22 protein-coding genes are annotated in these 15,977 nt (G+C 57.6%); all 22 read right to left on the reverse strand.

Translation table 11 applies throughout. The features are described from left to right. Window positions 1-22: 22 nt before the first annotated feature. The 22 genes from rplM to HMPREF2927_RS03640 all read right to left on the reverse strand — a co-directional run bounded on the left by rplM (window position 23) and on the right by HMPREF2927_RS03640 (window position 15,927). Complete coding sequence (rplM, locus tag HMPREF2927_RS03535; protein ID WP_005505035.1) at window positions 23-466, reverse strand: 50S ribosomal protein L13; 444 nt, start codon at window positions 464-466, stop codon at window positions 23-25. A 364-nt stretch (window positions 467-830) separates the two neighbouring features. Beyond that, a complete protein-coding gene (gene truA / locus HMPREF2927_RS03540; RefSeq protein WP_070685616.1) occupies window positions 831-1,796 on the reverse strand; it encodes a tRNA pseudouridine(38-40) synthase TruA in 966 nt (321 codons plus the stop codon). A gap of 173 nt (window positions 1,797-1,969) precedes the next feature. Continuing rightward, a complete protein-coding gene (gene rplQ, locus HMPREF2927_RS03545) occupies window positions 1,970-2,623 on the reverse strand; it encodes a 50S ribosomal protein L17 (RefSeq protein ID WP_005505032.1) in 654 nt (217 codons plus the stop codon). Between the two features lie 105 nt (window positions 2,624-2,728). Next, window positions 2,729-3,721, reverse strand: a complete 993-nt coding sequence (locus tag HMPREF2927_RS03550; protein WP_070685619.1) for a DNA-directed RNA polymerase subunit alpha — start codon at window positions 3,719-3,721, stop codon at window positions 2,729-2,731. Between the two features lie 138 nt (window positions 3,722-3,859). Continuing rightward, window positions 3,860-4,267, reverse strand: coding sequence for a 30S ribosomal protein S11 (gene rpsK, locus HMPREF2927_RS03555; RefSeq protein ID WP_005505028.1), 408 nt, complete (start codon window positions 4,265-4,267; stop codon window positions 3,860-3,862). 68 nt (window positions 4,268-4,335) lie between these two features. Next, window positions 4,336-4,704, reverse strand: coding sequence for a 30S ribosomal protein S13 (rpsM, locus tag HMPREF2927_RS03560; RefSeq protein ID WP_005505026.1), 369 nt, complete (start codon window positions 4,702-4,704; stop codon window positions 4,336-4,338). A gap of 179 nt (window positions 4,705-4,883) precedes the next feature. Next, complete coding sequence (rpmJ, locus tag HMPREF2927_RS03565) at window positions 4,884-4,997, reverse strand: 50S ribosomal protein L36 (protein ID WP_004005257.1); 114 nt, start codon at window positions 4,995-4,997, stop codon at window positions 4,884-4,886. Between the two features lie 124 nt (window positions 4,998-5,121). Next, window positions 5,122-5,343: a translation initiation factor IF-1 gene (infA, locus tag HMPREF2927_RS03570; RefSeq protein WP_005505018.1), complete on the reverse strand. Its 222-nt coding sequence runs from the start codon at window positions 5,341-5,343 to the stop codon at window positions 5,122-5,124. Window positions 5,344-5,630: 287 nt separating this feature from the next. Further along, window positions 5,631-6,845, reverse strand: a complete 1,215-nt coding sequence (gene rlmN / locus HMPREF2927_RS03575) for a dual-specificity RNA methyltransferase RlmN (protein ID WP_044150213.1) — start codon at window positions 6,843-6,845, stop codon at window positions 5,631-5,633. Window positions 6,846-6,967: 122 nt separating this feature from the next. Further along, a complete protein-coding gene (gene map, locus HMPREF2927_RS03580) occupies window positions 6,968-7,807 on the reverse strand; it encodes a type I methionyl aminopeptidase (protein WP_070685622.1) in 840 nt (279 codons plus the stop codon). A 120-nt stretch (window positions 7,808-7,927) separates the two neighbouring features. Next, window positions 7,928-8,491: an adenylate kinase gene (locus HMPREF2927_RS03585; RefSeq protein ID WP_005505015.1), complete on the reverse strand. Its 564-nt coding sequence runs from the start codon at window positions 8,489-8,491 to the stop codon at window positions 7,928-7,930. Next, window positions 8,488-9,795, reverse strand: coding sequence for a preprotein translocase subunit SecY (secY, locus tag HMPREF2927_RS03590; protein WP_070685625.1), 1,308 nt, complete (start codon window positions 9,793-9,795; stop codon window positions 8,488-8,490). The genes HMPREF2927_RS03585 and secY overlap by 4 nt, the downstream gene beginning before the upstream one ends. A gap of 281 nt (window positions 9,796-10,076) precedes the next feature. Next, window positions 10,077-10,523, reverse strand: a complete 447-nt coding sequence (gene rplO / locus HMPREF2927_RS03595) for a 50S ribosomal protein L15 (RefSeq protein WP_005505008.1) — start codon at window positions 10,521-10,523, stop codon at window positions 10,077-10,079. 2 nt (window positions 10,524-10,525) lie between these two features. Further along, window positions 10,526-10,732 (reverse strand): 50S ribosomal protein L30, encoded by a 207-nt coding sequence (rpmD, locus tag HMPREF2927_RS03600; protein ID WP_004005265.1) that lies wholly within the window; start codon window positions 10,730-10,732, stop codon window positions 10,526-10,528. A 2-nt stretch (window positions 10,733-10,734) separates the two neighbouring features. After that, window positions 10,735-11,379, reverse strand: coding sequence for a 30S ribosomal protein S5 (rpsE, locus tag HMPREF2927_RS03605; RefSeq protein WP_199774565.1), 645 nt, complete (start codon window positions 11,377-11,379; stop codon window positions 10,735-10,737). A gap of 29 nt (window positions 11,380-11,408) precedes the next feature. Further along, window positions 11,409-11,768, reverse strand: a complete 360-nt coding sequence (gene rplR / locus HMPREF2927_RS03610; protein ID WP_005505006.1) for a 50S ribosomal protein L18 — start codon at window positions 11,766-11,768, stop codon at window positions 11,409-11,411. 2 nt (window positions 11,769-11,770) lie between these two features. After that, window positions 11,771-12,307, reverse strand: coding sequence for a 50S ribosomal protein L6 (gene rplF / locus HMPREF2927_RS03615; RefSeq protein ID WP_005505004.1), 537 nt, complete (start codon window positions 12,305-12,307; stop codon window positions 11,771-11,773). A gap of 27 nt (window positions 12,308-12,334) precedes the next feature. Next, on the reverse strand, window positions 12,335-12,733 hold the full coding sequence (gene rpsH / locus HMPREF2927_RS03620; protein WP_005505003.1) for a 30S ribosomal protein S8: 399 nt from the start codon (window positions 12,731-12,733) through the stop codon (window positions 12,335-12,337). Between the two features lie 73 nt (window positions 12,734-12,806). Then, window positions 12,807-13,367, reverse strand: a complete 561-nt coding sequence (gene rplE / locus HMPREF2927_RS03625) for a 50S ribosomal protein L5 (protein ID WP_005505001.1) — start codon at window positions 13,365-13,367, stop codon at window positions 12,807-12,809. Beyond that, window positions 13,367-13,702 (reverse strand): 50S ribosomal protein L24, encoded by a 336-nt coding sequence (rplX, locus tag HMPREF2927_RS03630; protein WP_005504988.1) that lies wholly within the window; start codon window positions 13,700-13,702, stop codon window positions 13,367-13,369. The genes rplE and rplX overlap by 1 nt, the downstream gene beginning before the upstream one ends. Before the next feature lie 3 nt (window positions 13,703-13,705). After that, complete coding sequence (rplN, locus tag HMPREF2927_RS03635) at window positions 13,706-14,077, reverse strand: 50S ribosomal protein L14 (RefSeq protein ID WP_005504986.1); 372 nt, start codon at window positions 14,075-14,077, stop codon at window positions 13,706-13,708. 659 nt (window positions 14,078-14,736) lie between these two features. Beyond that, window positions 14,737-15,927, reverse strand: a complete 1,191-nt coding sequence (locus tag HMPREF2927_RS03640) for a YncE family protein (RefSeq protein WP_070685632.1) — start codon at window positions 15,925-15,927, stop codon at window positions 14,737-14,739. Window positions 15,928-15,977: the final 50 nt, after the last annotated feature.

Genomic DNA, 15,977 nt, shown 5'->3' on the forward strand with positions numbered 1-15,977 from the left:
ATTGTTTCTTCGTAGGCCCGAATTACTGGGCGACCTGGTTGAATTCGTAGGTCTTGGGCTGCTGTGCCGCGTGCGGGTGCTCGGGGCCAGCGTAGACCTTCAGCTTCTTGAGCTGCTGTGCAGCGAGCTTGTTCTTGGGCAGCATGCCCTTAACAGCCTTCTCAACCGCGCGAACGGGGTTGGTCTCAAGCAGCTCTGCGTAGTTCACGGACTTCAGACCGCCGGGGTAACCCGAGTGGCGGTATGCACGCTTCTGCTCGAGCTTTGCACCGGTCAGGGCGACCTTCTCAGCGTTCACGATGATAACGAAGTCACCGGTGTCAACGTGCGGAGCAAAAGTCGGCTTGTGCTTACCGCGCAGCAGGATAGCGGTCTGGCTTGCGAGGCGGCCGAGAACAACGTCGGTGGCGTCAATGACGTGCCACTGGCGCTCGACTTCGCCGGGCTTGGGAGTATAAGTGCGCAAAATATTGGCCTTTGTCTCGAAATGTACATACGGCGCTTAGTTGGGTATCGCGCCTTTTACTTACGTGCATGACGAACACCCGGGTGAGGACCGAGCTGCCGCCCGTTCTGCCCGTACTCTAGACCGCCTTAACGTCCTGCAACTAGACAGCGATTTAGAGCGCGATCGGGTAGAACACGCACAACATATCAAGACTATACAGGACGTCGAGTGCTTAATCCACCGCCAAAGCCTTAAAAATAGGGCTTTTTTGTCTTAAACACATTTTAAATTCCATCCGTGTAATTCACCTGAGGTAGTTGCGCTCCCCCGCGACGCTTCACAGCGCATGAGCAACGTGACGGGGCTCAATATATACAGGGCGTTAAGCGCTCTGTGCTTCGTGGTCCTCGCGCTTTGCTCTAGCACGTTCCGCCTGTTCTCCATACAACTCCGGGGCAGGGTAGTAAATCTCAGCTAGTGCCAGAGCATGCGGAGGCGCCAGAGTCAGCGAAGCCTCGCGTCCCGGGTTCTCGATCCGCTCACGCAACCAGGCGGCATCACGTTTACCCGTGCCGTAGAGCACCAACGCACCCACAAGTGAACGCACCATGTGATGACAGAAGGCATCAGCCACCACGCGCGCCTCAATAAGGCCACTTTCAGTACGAGTGAAGCTGAGTTCTCGTAGCTCACGAATCGTAGTCGCGCCTTCACGCGGCTTGCAGAAGGAGAGAAAATCACGCAGACCGAGTAGCTGCTGCGCCGACTGGTTAAGATCAGCACAATCCAGGTGCTCAGGTACCGCCCAGGTGTAGGTACGGTGCAGAGGGTTAAGACCGTCCGCCGCGCCATCTGCAATGCGATATACGTAGCGGCGACCGGTAGCCGAGAATCGCGCATCAAATTCAAAAGAAACTTCACTCACGCGGTGAATCTGAATAGCGCCCTGCAGCATACCACGGACATTCTTCGGCAAGTTCAACTGTTCTTCCGCATCGTAGAGGCAGCGTTGCAGAGCACCGGTGAGGCGGCGCCCCAGGGCAGCCGTCGGGTCGTCCTCCCCCGTTCGACCTTGCAGGCGAGTCCAGTCCTCATCGTTCAGATCGCAATGCAGGGTCTGGGCCTCCGCATGCACACCGGCATCGGTTCGGCCCGCGACCACCACACGGTGAGGCGCCCGCAAAATCAGTTCAAGGGCATTCTCAATGACCCCCTGCACGGTAACCAGGTTCGGTTGGGCAGCCCACCCGCTAAAAAGAGAACCGTCGTAGGCACAATCAATTCGCACGCGGTGCGTAGTAGTGAAGGGCTGTTCTTCACGGTTCTCTAAAGCAGTAGCGTTATGCATTGGTGTGCCTTTCAGCGGTAAAGGACGGTTGAAGAATACGAATCGGCTCTTGTATAGCGAATGCGCAAGAACCGTCTCCTCGTTAAGTATGCATATACACCAATCCGCCGCCCACAGCAGTGGACGGCGGATTGACATATTTTAGGCTTAGCCTAAATCAGCTGGGATCCGTATTACTCGGAAACCTTCTGTGCTGCTGCGCCACCTGCGGGGGCGTAACCTGCAGCCTCTGCCGACTCAGCGGAGTCGAACCAGATTTCAGCCTTGGTGCTGGAGTACCAGCGGGAACCGGGCACGTGGTACTTCATGGAATCGGCGTTACCCTTAACCTCGAAGCCCTCGGGAGCCTCGCCGGACTCCAGGGGTGCGTGGGAGCCTGCGGGCAGGCCCTCAGCTGCTTCAGCCTTGGGAGCCTCAGCTGCCTTCTCAGCAACCTTGGTTGCCTCAGCAACTGCACCCTTGGTTGCAACGGGCTCCATGACGAGCTCGATGACTGCCATGGGAGCGTTGTCACCCTTACGGTTACCGATCTTGATGATGCGGGTGTAACCACCGGGGCGCTCTGCCATTGCCGGAGCAATAACGGTGAAGAGCTCGTGCACGACGGACTTGTCGGTGATGGAACGCAGCACGCGACGGCGAGCAGCCAGGTCGCCCTTCTTACCGAAGGTGATGAAGCGCTCTGCCACCGGACGCAGGCGCTTTGCCTTGGTCAGGGTGGTGGTGATGCGCTTGTGCTGGAACAGCTGCGCCGACAGGTTGTTGAGCATGTGGCGCTCATGGGTCGGGGAACCGCCGAGGCGGGGACCCTTAGTGGGAGTAGGCATAGTTAAATCTCCATAGTTGCGTTCCCTAACGCCCCAGCAGCGGAGCCTCTTAGGGAATCAAGTTTGACTGATCCCGGTGGAACCGGGTGAACTATTCGGTCGAAATTATTCGCCGGAACCGTCTTCGTCATCAAGCGGGTGTGCAGCAGGCTCGAAACCGGGAGGGGAGTCCTTCAGAGCCAGGCCGAGCTCGATGAGCTTTGCCTTGACCTCGTCAATGGACTTAGCACCGAAGTTACGGATGTCCATCAGGTCAGCTTCACTGCGGGTCACGAGCTCACCCACGGTGTGGATGCCCTCGCGCTTGAGGCAGTTGTAGGAGCGGACGGACATGTTCAGGTCCTCGATCGGCAGTGCCAGATCAGCGGCCATGGACTCGTCGGCGGGCGACGGGCCAACTTCGATACCCTCAGCTGCAATGTTCAGCTCACGTGCCAGGCCGAAGAGCTCGACCAGGGTGCTGCCTGCAGAAGCAACGGCGTCACGCGGTGCGATGGCTTCCTTGGTTTCGACGTCCAGAGTCAGGCTGTCGAAGTCGGTGCGCTGCTCAACACGGGTCGCGTTCACGCTGAAGGTAACCTTCAGAACCGGGGAGTAGATGGAGTCAACCGGGATACGGCCAATCTCGCCATCGCCGACCTTGTTCTGAGCTGCAGTCACGTAGCCGCGACCGCGCTCGATAACCAGCTCAGCGTTGAAGTTTGCCGAGGCGTTCAGGGTTGCCAGGTGCAGTTCCGGGTTGTGGATCTCCACGCCAGCGGGAACCTCGATGTCGCCTGCGGTCAGTTCACCTTCGCCCTGCTTGCGCAGGTAGGCCACGACGGGCTCGTCGTTCTCAGAAGAGATGGAGAGCTTCTTGATGTTCAAGATAATCTCAGTGACGTCCTCGGTCACGCCGGGAACGGTGCTGAACTCATGCAGTACACCATCAATGCGGACGCTGGTAACAGCGGCGCCGGGGATGGAGGACAGCAGAGTACGGCGGAGGGAGTTACCCATGGTGTAGCCGAAACCGGGCTCCAGAGGCTCGATGGTGAAGCGCGAGCGGTTGGGCGCTACGACCTCTTCAGTCAGAGTGGGGCGCTGTGCAATAAGCACTTTGTTTCCTTTCGGTGAGCTCCGCTATATGAGCCCACAGGTTGGGGAAAACATATCTTAGGAAGCAGACGGGTGTCTGTACTCTCCGGGTACAGCTCCGTGGAGCGTACCCGTCGAGGGATTAGGTCAGGGACCTAATTAGACGCGGCGGCGCTTCGGGGGACGGCAACCGTTGTGTGCAACGGGGGTAACGTCCTGGATCGAACCGACCTCGAGGCCTGCAGCCTGCAGGGAGCGGATTGCGGTTTCGCGACCGGAACCGGGGCCCTTGACGAACACGTCAACCTTGCGGACGCCGTGCTCCTTGGCGCGGTTTGCAGCAGCCTCAGCAGCCAGCTGTGCGGCGTAGGGGGTGGACTTACGGGAGCCCTTGAAGCCCATGTCGCCAGCGGAGGACCAGGAGATCACTGCACCGGTGGGATCGGTGATGGAGACGATGGTGTTGTTGAAGGTCGACTTGATGTGAGCCTGACCAGCAACGATGTTCTTGCTAACCTTGCGGCGGTTGGTCTTACGAGCTGCCGCAGCGCGAGTCTTGGGAGGCATTTTTGATTCTCCTACAAAGGTTTTCTAATACGTTGGTCGGATAGAGATATCCAACAGAGCAACGTTGCTTACTTCTTCTTACCTGCGACGGTACGCTTCGGGCCCTTGCGGGTACGTGCGTTAGTCTTGGTGCGCTGACCGTGAACCGGCAGGCCGCGGCGGTGGCGCAGGCCCTGGTAGGAACCGATTTCAACCTTACGGCGGATGTCAGCTGCAACCTCGCGGCGAAGATCACCTTCAACCTTGTAGTTGCCTTCGATGAAGTCACGAAGTGCCACGAGCTCCTGGTCGGTCAGGTCCTTGACGCGGGTGTCAGGGTTGACGCCGGTAGCAGCGAGGGTTTCGTGTGCACGGGTCTTGCCCACGCCGTAGATGTAAGTGAGAGCAACTTCCACGCGCTTTTCGCGGGGAATATCAACTCCAGCGAGACGTGCCATACTGGCTTCTCCTTGTTGTTTTCCAGAGGTCTATAGCATCACTGCCCGGGTTGTTCTGACCCGGTCCCCGGCCTCTGAGTCCGGAGGTATCCGAAGTCGCCTCGTGGGCGTTGCTTCGGAGCGGTGCCTATGACAGTTCCGCCCTCTGTTGGGGCGGTTATGAAGTCAGCTGCTAGGGATTAGCCCTGGCGCTGCTTGTGGCGCGGGTTTTCGCAGATCACCATGACCACACCGTGACGGCGGATCACCTTGCACTTATCGCAGATCGGCTTAACGCTCGGCTTGACCTTCATCGCATTCCTTTTGATTGCAACTTGATTACTGGCGAGATAAGAGGTTCCCTCACTTACGTTGGGGAACTGCGTTATCCCTTTGAACACGATTTAAACGCCGCCAGAGGCGACGTTTATCTCGGGTTTACTTGTAACGGTAGACGATACGACCTCGGGAAAGGTCGTAGGGGCTCAGTTCCACTACTACTCGGTCCTCAGGCAGGATGCGAATGTAGTGCTGACGCATCTTGCCCGAGATGTGTGCGAGAACCTTGTGGCCGTTATCCAGCTCAACACGGAACATCGCGTTGGGCAGAGCTTCAACCACAGAGCCTTCAATCTCGATGACGCCGTCTTTCTTAGCCATATCCTCCGCTAACGTCGGTGCCCGTCGCAGGTGCGGCGGGCAATTGTATCTTCTGTTTGTGAGCCCACCTCGGTGAGGCGCTAAGGCGTTTTAAGGCGCACTTAACACTGGCACAAACAACCAACTGTTAACTCTACGGCAAAGAGCATGGAAAAACAACCGTGATTTTTATGACATCAGGCACTTAATGTTTAAAAGGAAGAAGCCCCTCCCCCACGTTCCTGAAAGTCTTATTGACTTCCCTCCGGCAGGAAAGGGGCACCGTTCACCGTTGGCAGCTCAACTGCTTAGTCTTCCTTAGCAGCCAGCTGACCGCATGCACCATCAATATCGGAACCGCGAGTATCACGAATAGTCGTCGGAATACCGTGGGCACGCAGACGCTCAACAAAGTTCTGCTCAACGCCCTTACGGGATGCCGTCCACTTCGAACCCGGGGTCGGGTTCAGCGGAATCGGGTTCACGTGCACCCAACCACGGCCGCGCTGCGCCAGCTTCTTACCGAGCAAATCCGCACGCCAGCCCTGATCATTAATATCGCGAATCAGCGCGTACTCAATGGAGACGCGGCGGCCGGTCGTACGGTAGTAGTCGTACGCAGCGTCCAGAGTCTCGTCAACCTTCCAACGCTGGTTAATCGGGATTAGCTCATCACGCAGCTCATCATCCGGAGCGTGCAGAGACAGCGCCAAAGTAATGGGCAGCTTCTCCAGCTCAAACTTACGAATACCCGGCACCAGACCCACGGTCGACATGGTCAGACCACGAGCAGAAATACCGAGGCCCTCGGGCGAAGGGTCAATCAGGCGGTGCACAGCGCCCATGGTTGCCTTGTAGTTAGCGAGCGCCTCGCCCATACCCATGAAGACAATGTTGGAAACACGCAGCGGACGAGTATCCTCAGAGCCGCCTTCTGCTTCTTCCAGGCCCTTCATCTGCTTCAGGTAGCGGGCACCGGCAACAACCTGCTCCACAATTTCAGCGGTGGACAGGTTACGGGTCAAACCCTGCTGACCGGTTGCGCAGAAGGGGCAGTTCATACCGCAGCCAGCCTGCGAAGAAATGCACATGGTCACGCGGTTATCATAGCGCATGATGACGGACTCAATGAGCGCACCATCAAAGAGGCGGTGCACAACCTTCAGGGTATCGCCACCGTCAGCCTCGAGGGTACGGACCGGAGTCAGAAGCTGGGGCATCGCCTGAGCAACCATCTGCTCGCGATCCTTAGCCGGCAGGTCAGTCATCTCGGCGGGGTCAGTGACCAGACGCTCAAAATAGTGCTTGGACAGCTGGGACGCACGGAACGACTGGTAGCCCAGTTCCTTCAGAAATTCGCGGCGGCCAGCCATATCGAAGTCAGCGATGTGCTTGGGCGGCTTCGCACGGCGCGGTGCTTTCAGGGCAATCTGGCCGGGTGCGGGGCGAACGTTTGAGATTTCAACCGGCACCTTGGTCGCAGCGGGCGCGGTTGCCTCGCCGCTGTTGAGAGTTTCGCTCATGGAGCTTCTTCCTTGTGATGTGGATGCTTTCGGATGCGCTATCACGCACCGGACCGGATTCGCCGGTGTCTTCGGGTGGAGGTGGGGTAGCTAAAGGTGTTCCCCTCCCCCAGTGGTGGGGCTTAGGCGGGAATCGGAACCGGGGTTACGCCAAAGCGAGCAAGTTCGCTGGCGCCGCCGTCTTCTGCGGTCAGAACCCAGATGCCGTCGCTGTGCACAGCAACGGAGTGCTCCCATTGGCATGCATCGGAGCCGTCAACGGTCACAACGGTCCAGTCGTCAGAGAGTACCTTGGTCTCGATGGAACCGGTGACGAGCATCGGTTCGATAGCGAAAGCCATGCCAGGCTTAATCTTCGGGCCCATGTCACGTACTGCGTAATTCAGTACGTCCGGTGCCATGTGCATCTGGGAACCGATACCGTGGCCTACGTAGTCTTCAATGATGCCGTACTTGTCGCCATATTCTTCGGTCACGTACGCTTCGATGGCAAGACCAATTTCGCCGACCTTCTTTGCGGTTGCCAGAGCAGCGATACCGTGCCACATTGCCTCGCGAGTGACGGCGGAGAGCTCCGCGCGGGCTTCGCTCACATTGTCACCGACCAGCACGGTACGTGCCGAGTCGCCGTGCCACTGGCGATTGGTGGCGGGGTCGATGACGTATGCGCCACCGTCGATGGAGAGAATATCGCCGCCCTTGAGCACGTAGTCGCCGGGGATGCCGTGAACAACCTCGTAGTTGACGGAGGTGCATACGGTCGCCGGGTAGTCGTAGTAGCCGTAGAAGTTGGAGGTGCCACCCAGCTCCAGCATGGTGCGTTCAAAGGCGGCGTTCACCTCTGCGGTGGTTACGCCGGGGCGGGCTGCCGCCACTGCCGCATCGAGTGCACGGCTGGTAATGACGCCTGCACGAGCCATCTGCTGAAGCTGTGCATTGGTTTTGATTTCGACTCGTGCCATTCTGGCTCCTTAGGTATGTGGGGCAGTACGCCCAAGCTTAGAACTCTACAGACAGCACTGTACCCCCGCAAGTCTTTGTGATGCATCATGCATCCCAAATTGCGGGGGTACAGCAGAAGATTACTTCAGAGCGTCGAGGATGCGCTCGGTGACTTCAGCAATCTCGCCGAGGCCGTTAACTTCCTTGACAATGCCGCGTTCGCGGTAGATTGCGATCAGCGGTGCGGTCTCTTCTTCGTAGACCTTCAGGCGGTGACGGATGACCTCTTCGTTGTCATCGGTGCGACCCTGCTCTGCTGCGCGGTTGAGCAGACGCTCGACGAGTTCGTCGTTGTCTGCAACCAGCAGGAGAACGCGGTCGATCTTCTCGCCCTTGGCTTCGAGGATGGAGTCCAGCTCGTGCACCTGGGAGGTGTTGCGGGGGTAGCCGTCGAGCAGGAAGCCGTTGACGACGTCGCTTTCCTCCAGGCGTGCGCGCACCATGTTGTTGGTGACGGAGTCGGGAACCAGGTTGCCGGAGTCGATGTACGACTTCGCTTCCTTGCCCAGCTCGGTCTCTTCCTTGATGTTCTTGCGGAAGATATCACCGGTGGAAATCGCGGGAATCTTCAGTGCTTCAGCAATCTTGACGGCCTGGGTGCCCTTACCTGCACCGGGAGGGCCGACGATGAGCAGACGGTTCATCGGAGCAGTCCTTCGTAGTTTCGTTGTTGGAGCTGAGCGTTGATCTGTTTGAGAGTATCAAGACCAACACCCACCACGATCAGCAGCGAGGCGCCACCGAACGGGAAATTCTGGTTTGCGTTGAATAGGATAAGCGCTACCAGGGGAATCATGGAAATTACACCGAGGTAAAGTGCGCCAGGCAACGTAATTCGGTTGAGTACGTAGCTGAGGTAACGCTCGGTGGGCTTACCGGCACGGATACCGGGGATAAAGCCACCGTACTTCTTCATATTGTCCGCTACTTCTACCGGGTCGAAGGTGACCGCCACGTAGAAGTACGCGAAGCCAATAATCATGAAGAAATAGAGAGCAATGTACAGCGGATGATCGCCGCGCACCAGGTATGCGTTGATCCAGTTAACCCAGTCCGGCGGAGTGGAGCCGTTGGTGGGGGTGTTGAACTGGGCAATCAGACCGGGCAGGGTCAGCAGGGAGGAAGCGAAGATCAGCGGGATCACGCCGGCCATGTTGACCTTGAGCGGAATGTAAGTGTTGGTGCCGCCAATAGTGCGTCGACCAATCATGCGCTTTGCGTACTGCACGGGGATACGGCGAACGGACTGCTCCACGTAAACCACAGCGAGCATGACCAGCAGGCCGATGCCGGAGACGGCTGCGAAGATACCCCAACCGTGGGTGCGCTGGATGGAGCCCAGAGCGCTCGGGAAGGAAGAAGCGATAGAGGTGAAGATCAGCAGGGACATACCGTTACCGACGCCACGCTCGGTAATCTGCTCACCCATCCACATGATGACGGTGGTACCTGCACACAAGGTGACGATAATCAGCAGGATGTGCAGTACGTCGTCCTGGGGGATGATGCCGGGGCAGTTACCCAGCAGAACGCCGGAGCGCGCCATCGAGACGATGGTGGTTGCGTTCAGCAGAGCAAGAGCGATGGTCAGGTAGCGGGTGTACTGGGTGAGCTTTGCCTGGCCCTGCGCGCCTTCATCGTGTAGCTCCTGGAATCGCGGGATGACCACGCGCAACAGCTGGATGATAATGGACGCGGTAATGTACGGCATCACGCCGAGGGCAAAGATCGAAAGCTGCAGCAGTGCGCCACCGCTGAAGAGGTTGACGATATCGTAGACGCCACCGCTCGTAACATTGGCGTTCAGACACTGCTGTACATTTCCGTAGGAAACGCCTGGCGCGGGGATGAAAGTGCCCACGCGGTACAGCACAATCATTGCCAGGGTAAACAGCAGCTTACGCCGCAAATCGGCGGTCTTAAAGACTCGCCCGAATGCGCTCAGCACATGTCCTCCTGTAAGTCTATGGGGCGCCCATTCCTCTGAAGGATTTTTAGGGCGCAGTAAACACATCTTCCAGTCTATCGTGTTTGGAGCAGGTAACGATAACTCCCTAGCAGATTATGTAGCTTTTATATTCTCTTAGCGTGATTTCTGAACACTAAATGTGGCGTGCACCAAGCGTTCAAATATACGAATACAGGAATATATCCCTGTTGTGAGTCTTTTCGAGCAGCAAAAAGCCCCCGCCGTACAGTGTACGGACGGGGGCTTTCTCGTCTTGAAGACTACTTAACGGTTACAGAACCGCCAGCGGCCTCGATCTTCTCGATAGCGGAAGCCGATGCCTTGTCGACAACAACGTTCACCTTGACAGAGATTTCGCCGTTGCCCAGAACCTTCACGAGCTCGTTCTTGCGAACGGCACCCTTAGCAACCAGTGCCTCGACGGTGACGTCGCCACCGTTGGGGAACAGTTCCTGGATGCGGTCCAGGTTAACAACCTGGTACTCGGTGCGGAAGGGGTTCTTGAAGCCGCGCAGCTTCGGCAGGCGCATGTGCAGCGGCAGCTGACCGCCTTCGAAGCCTGCACGAACCTGGTAACGTGCCTTGGTACCCTTGGTACCGCGACCTGCGGTCTTACCCTTGGAGCCTTCACCGCGGCCAACGCGGGTCTTAGCCTTGTGGGCACCCGGTGCCGGGCGCAGATCGTGAATCTTGATAGCTTCTGCCATCTTTACTTGACCTCCTCAACCTTCACCAGGTGAGCAACGGTGTTAACCATGCCAACGGTGACGGGGTCAGCAGTGCGGACTACCTTGTTGCCGGGGCGCTTGAGGCCCAGGGAACGCAGGGTGTCGCGCATGTTCTGCTTCTGACCAACATAGGACTTGACCTGGGTGATTTCCAGCTTTGCGTCGCTGGGCTGAATACGCTTGGCCATTACTACGCACCTGCCTTTTCAGACTTGGTGTTGCGCAGGTAGCTGGGGATAACCTCATCGGTGGGCAGGCCACGGCGGGCTGCCACTGCCAGGGGCTCCTCAAGCTCCTTGAGTGCTGCAACAGTTGCGTGAACGATGTTGATCTGGTTCGAGGAACCGAGCGACTTGGACAGCACATCGTGAATGCCTGCGCACTCGAGTACTGCACGCACGGGGCCACCTGCGATAACACCGGTACCAGCGGTTGCCGGACGGAGCATCACAACGCCTGCAGCTGCTTCACCCTGCACGCGGTGCGGGATGGTGCGGCCTTCGATGCGGGGAACGCGGAAGAAGTTCTTCTTTGCTTCCTCGACACCCTTGGAGATTGCTGCGGGAACTTCCTTAGCCTTACCGTAGCCAACGCCGACCAGGCCGTTACCGTCACCAACGACGACCAGTGCGGTGAAGCTGAAGCGACGACCACCCTTGACGACCTTGGAAACGCGGTTGATGGTCACAACGCGCTCGATGTACTTGTCCTTCTCCTCCTCGCGAGCGCGGTTGTTACGGCGCTCACCACGGCCACGACGCTCGCCGCGGGTGTTGCGGCGCTCCTCGCGCTGGTTGGAGGTCTCAGCGGTTTCAGCTACTACTGCTTCGCTCACCTGAGTTTCCTTTACGTTCTGCTCGCTCATTAGAGTGCAAGACCTCCCTCGCGTGCACCGTCAGCAACGGCTGCAACACGGCCGTGGTACTTGTTACCACCGCGGTCGAACACGACTGCCTCAACACCAGCTGCCTTGGCGCGCTCTGCAACGAGCTCACCAACGCGCTTTGCCTTAGCGGTCTTGTCCAGGTCAGCTGCACGCAGCTCTGCTTCCATGGTGGAAGCGGATGCCAGGGTTACGCCCTTGACATCGTCGATAACCTGAACGAACATGTGACGGGTCGAACGGGTGACGCACAGGCGCGGACGCGCAGCGGTACCCGAAACGTACTTGCGGATGCGAGCGTGACGACGTGCACGCTGCGCTGCCTTCGACTTGATAGCCATGTTTACTTACCAGCCTTTCCGACCTTGCGGCGGATGTGCTCACCTGCGTAGCGAACACCCTTACCCTTGTAGGGATCGGGCTTACGCAGACCACGAATGTTTGCTGCAACCTGACCAACGAGCTGCTTGTCGATACCCGACACGGTCAGCTTGTTAGCACCCTCCACTGCGAAGGTAATACCCTCGGGAGCGGTGATGTTGATCGGGTGGGAGTAGCCCAGAGCGAACTCCAGGTCGTTACCCTTCGGGGTCACACGGTAACCGGTACCAACGATTTCCAGCTTCTTCTCGTAGCCGGAGGTAACGCCGATAATCAGGTTCTGAATCAGGGTACGAGTCAGACCGTGCAGCGAGCGAGACAGGCGCTCGTCGTTCGGACGAGATACAACGATCTCGTTTTCGTTCAGAGCCACGGTGATGGGGGAAGCTACCTTGTGGGAGAGCTCGCCCTTCGGGCCCTTAACGGTGACCAGGTTGCCATCGACCTTAACCTCAACGCCGGCGGGAACCGAGATGGGGAGACGTCCAATACGTGACATTATTCTCTTCCTTTCTCTTCTAACCGACTACCAGATGTAAGCGATGACTTCGCCGCCCACGCCCTTCTTCGCTGCCTGCTTGTCAGTGAGCAGACCCGAAGAGGTGGACAGGATTGCGATGCCGAGGCCACCCAGAACCTGGGGCAGGTTGGTGGACTTTGCGTAGGTACGCAGGCCCGGCTTGGAAATACGACGCACGCCAGCGATGGAACGCTCGCGGGACGGACCGTACTTGAGGACGAGGGTCAGGGTCTTGCCGACCTTTGCATCCTCAACCTTCACGTCGGCGATGTAGCCCTCAGCCTTCAGGATCTCTGCAATGCGAGCCTTCAGCTTGGAGTAGGGCATGGATACGGTGTCGTGGTATGCGGAGTTTGCGTTACGCAAACGGGTCAGCATATCTGCGACCGGATCAGTCATAGTCATTGTGGGCTTTAGCCCTTCCTCGTTGTGGTTTCCCTACCCCGCGGTAACGGGGTCTAGACCTACAACGTAGTCGTTAGTTGGTCTTGAACGGGAAGCCCAGTGCCTTCAGGATTGCACGGCCTTCTTCGTCGGTCTTCGCGGAGGTCACCACGGTGATGTCCATACCACGCACGCGGTCAATCGAGTCCTGATCGATTTCGTGGAACATGGACTGCTCGGTCAGACCGAAGGTGTAGTTACCGTTACCGTCGAACTGGCGGTCCGAGAGGCCGCGGAAGTCGCGGATTCGGGGCAGTGCCAGGGTGACGAGGCGGTCCAGGAATTCCCACATGCGGTCGCCACGCAGGGTGACGTGTGCACCAATGGGCATACCTTCGCGCAGCTTGAACTGTGCGATGGACTTCTTAGCGCGGGTAACAATCGGCTTCTGACCGGTGATTGCGGTGAGATCGCGGATTGCGCCGTCCATGAGCTTTGCGTCGCGAGCTGCCTCGCCGACACCCATGTTTACGACGACCTTAACGATCTTCGGGGTCTGCATGACGTTCTCGTACTTGAACTCTTCCTGCAGAGCGGGAACGACGACCTCAGCGTACTTGGTCTTGAAGCGGGGGGTAATCTTGGTTTCGGTCATTAGATGTCCTTACCCGAACGCTTAGCAACGCGCACGCGAACGGTGCGCTCCTTGCCGTCACGCTCTACAGTCTCGAGGCGGAAACCAACACGGGTCGGCTTCTTGGTCTCGGGGTCAACAATCGCAACGTTAGAAACGTGGATCGGTGCCTCAACCTTCTGAATGCCGCCTGCTGCGCCGGTCAGGGGGTTAGCCTTGGTGTGCTTGGTGACGACCTTGACGCCCTCAACAATCACGCGGTTTTCCTTGGGGAGAACCTTCAGAACCTTGCCCTGCTTGCCCTTATCTGCACCGGAAATAACCTGAACCAGGTCGCCGGACTTGATCTTAGCCATGAATTAGAGCACCTCCGGAGCCAGCGAAACGATCTTCATGAACTTCTTGTCGCGAAGTTCACGACCCACGGGGCCGAAGATACGGGTGCCACGGGGATCACCATCAGTGTTCTTCAGGATCACTGCGGAGTTCTCGTCGAACTTGATGTAGGAGCCGTCGGGACGACGGGTTTCCTTCTTGGTGCGGACGACGACTGCCTTGACAACGTCACCCTTCTTTACGGTACCGCCGGGGATTGCATCCTTGACGGTTGCGACAATAATGTCGCCAATGCCTGCGTAGCGACGCGAGGAACCACCGAGAACACGGATGGTCAGGATTTCCTTCGCACCAGTGTTGTCGGCGACCTTCAGTCGCGACTCCTGCTGAATCATATTTCTCCTGTCGTCTCGCCGGTTCCGACTCGCTTTAGGCGCGAGCCAGCCTTGCGGAACATTTTTACGGGATTGGTTGACGCCCCGGGCCCCATCTCTATGGAAGGGGTTAGCGGAAACGCCTGGGGCAAACCCATGCCAGAAGCATTTGGACCCGCGTGAAGCGGGCGTATCCCACCCGTAAGTAGCGGCATTATGCACTGGCACGAGAAGCCCGTGGTTGTGCGGCTACTTGGATACAGCCACACAGTCTTAACACTGTACAGGAAGCAGGTATCTAGCGCAAGGGCTTGTTAACTATGATTTCGGTCTCCACTACCCTATCCACTAAGACAATGCATGCATCGGAGACCAAAAACCTCATACCCCACATCAACACCGAGCGAGAAGGTGGCTTATTTGACACTTAAAGCAGGAGGCCCCTTCGTGTAGTTCCTGACGCATAAGAAACTGAAGGGGCCTCGAGAAATCTACCAAACAATGTGTAAAACAAGGATGGTAGATATTTATATTTTACTACGTTTTAATGCTCCACCACGACAGACTTGCCGTGGCCTAGCGATAGGATCACCCCATCCCTACCCCCCCGCTAGTGCGCACACAGGGCTAGAGAGCGACAGTGACTATTTTGGGTATGCCACCTGCTCTTCACTCTGCAGCTATGACATATATACTTTCGCGATACCATCACGAACGATAGGACGAGGTGCTTCTCCCGGACGGCTTTCTTCCGCAGCCTCATGGTATTCGCCAGAGCGTGCATCCAGCACATAGGAAACCTCAACTGCGGGGTAGTCCCCCGCCTTGTCGATAGCGATGACGCTCCCGTCCTTCAGCAGGACCTGGTGGTTAATACGGGTCGGGGCTACCTGCAAGGTCTCGATGACGGTTCGGTTGAGCGTGTCAATGACAGTGATAGTTCCACCGCCCGCAACTGCAGGCTCTCCCTTACCACCAAAATCAGCAACATAGAGCAGCTGGCGTTCTGCATCGAGCAAGATATCGGTGGGCATTTTGCCGAATGGGAGATAAGCGAGGTGTTCACCCTCAAAACTCAGAACATATAGACCGCCGTTTTTACCCTCGCGCCCCTGTGCAGAGACATACAGTTCGCCGCGCGTTGAATCAATCCCCACGCCGTGAATACCGATTGGAGCATTGGCGTCTTCCCCGCCAGTCACGGGCAACCTACGTACGAGCCCCCAGGTGTTCATATCCACAACCCAGATTTCATCTCGCATACTATTCGGGATGTACAGGCGGCTACGAGCTTCATCAGCTACGGCCCCTAGTAGCATAGCGGGACCGTCTCCTTGAAGAGAGCTAACCGCGCGTTCTCCTTCTGCGTTAGGCGCAGCGATTACCTGGTAACCACCCATTCCGGTCACGAGTACGGCACCGCTGGGTGCAACGTATAGCTCACGCGGAATTAGCATCTCCACTCCTAGAGCGAGAGAATCCCATACGAGCGCTAGGTCTTTTTGGGAGTATGCGGATACCGAGTTTGTGCGGGTTCCTCCGGTCCAGAGAAGCTCCCGCTCGTTGTCTGCTGCTAGACCGTAGGCAGCCTGGATTTGGAAGAGGTTCTCTAACCCGGGGTTATTTTCCGGGATAGCAGGCAGAACAGCCGTCTTCTCAACCTGCAGGGTATCTGCGTTTATGCGTGCGATTGTTGCGCAGAGAGTACCGTGGGTCTTTGTGTGATTGAAGCTTCCGCTTACGAAAAGAACGTCCTCTTCAGGGTTGTATGCCACTTGATACTGCCCAGCGAGCCCCGCAGAACGATCCACGGAAAAACGGTTGGCGTCCAGGGTGCTCTTCTGCCCTTCTCCTGCGACTGAGGGAACCATAGATATCTCCAGAATTGTGTAGGTTGGAGGCTAGCTCACCTCATATTTTG

The organism is Rothia sp. HMSC061E04 (assembly GCF_001813685.1).
Classification (GTDB): Bacteria; Actinomycetota; Actinomycetes; order Actinomycetales; family Micrococcaceae; genus Rothia; species Rothia mucilaginosa.

Excerpts from the sequence above, each read along its gene's own strand:
- truA (WP_070685616.1), bottom strand. The coding sequence starts at position 1,796 with ATGCATAACGCTACTGCTTTAGAGAACCGTGAAGAACAGCCCTTCACT.
- rplQ (WP_005505032.1), bottom strand. The coding sequence starts at position 2,623 with ATGCCTACTCCCACTAAGGGTCCCCGCCTCGGCGGTTCCCCGACCCAT.
- rpsK (WP_005505028.1), bottom strand. The coding sequence starts at position 4,267 with ATGCCTCCCAAGACTCGCGCTGCGGCAGCTCGTAAGACCAACCGCCGC.
- rpsM (WP_005505026.1), bottom strand. The coding sequence starts at position 4,704 with ATGGCACGTCTCGCTGGAGTTGATATTCCCCGCGAAAAGCGCGTGGAA.
- rpmJ (WP_004005257.1), bottom strand. The coding sequence starts at position 4,997 with ATGAAGGTCAAGCCGAGCGTTAAGCCGATCTGCGATAAGTGCAAGGTG.
- infA (WP_005505018.1), bottom strand. The coding sequence starts at position 5,343 with ATGGCTAAGAAAGACGGCGTCATCGAGATTGAAGGCTCTGTGGTTGAA.
- rlmN (WP_044150213.1), bottom strand. The coding sequence starts at position 6,845 with ATGAGCGAAACTCTCAACAGCGGCGAGGCAACCGCGCCCGCTGCGACC.
- map (WP_070685622.1), bottom strand. The coding sequence starts at position 7,807 with ATGGCACGAGTCGAAATCAAAACCAATGCACAGCTTCAGCAGATGGCT.
- HMPREF2927_RS03585 (WP_005505015.1), bottom strand. The coding sequence starts at position 8,491 with ATGAACCGTCTGCTCATCGTCGGCCCTCCCGGTGCAGGTAAGGGCACC.
- rplO (WP_005505008.1), bottom strand. The coding sequence starts at position 10,523 with ATGGCAGAAGCTATCAAGATTCACGATCTGCGCCCGGCACCGGGTGCC.
- rpmD (WP_004005265.1), bottom strand. The coding sequence starts at position 10,732 with ATGGCCAAGCGTATTCAGCCCAGCGACGCAAAGCTGGAAATCACCCAG.
- rplR (WP_005505006.1), bottom strand. The coding sequence starts at position 11,768 with ATGGCTATCAAGTCGAAGGCAGCGCAGCGTGCACGTCGTCACGCTCGC.
- rplF (WP_005505004.1), bottom strand. The coding sequence starts at position 12,307 with ATGTCACGTATTGGACGTCTCCCCATCTCGGTTCCCGCCGGCGTTGAG.
- rpsH (WP_005505003.1), bottom strand. The coding sequence starts at position 12,733 with ATGACTATGACTGATCCGGTCGCAGATATGCTGACCCGTTTGCGTAAC.
- rplE (WP_005505001.1), bottom strand. The coding sequence starts at position 13,367 with ATGACCGAAACCAAGATTACCCCCCGCTTCAAGACCAAGTACGCTGAG.
- rplX (WP_005504988.1), bottom strand. The coding sequence starts at position 13,702 with ATGGCTAAGATCAAGTCCGGCGACCTGGTTCAGGTTATTTCCGGTGCA.
- rplN (WP_005504986.1), bottom strand. The coding sequence starts at position 14,077 with ATGATTCAGCAGGAGTCGCGACTGAAGGTCGCCGACAACACTGGTGCG.
- HMPREF2927_RS03640 (WP_070685632.1), bottom strand. The coding sequence starts at position 15,927 with ATGGTTCCCTCAGTCGCAGGAGAAGGGCAGAAGAGCACCCTGGACGCC.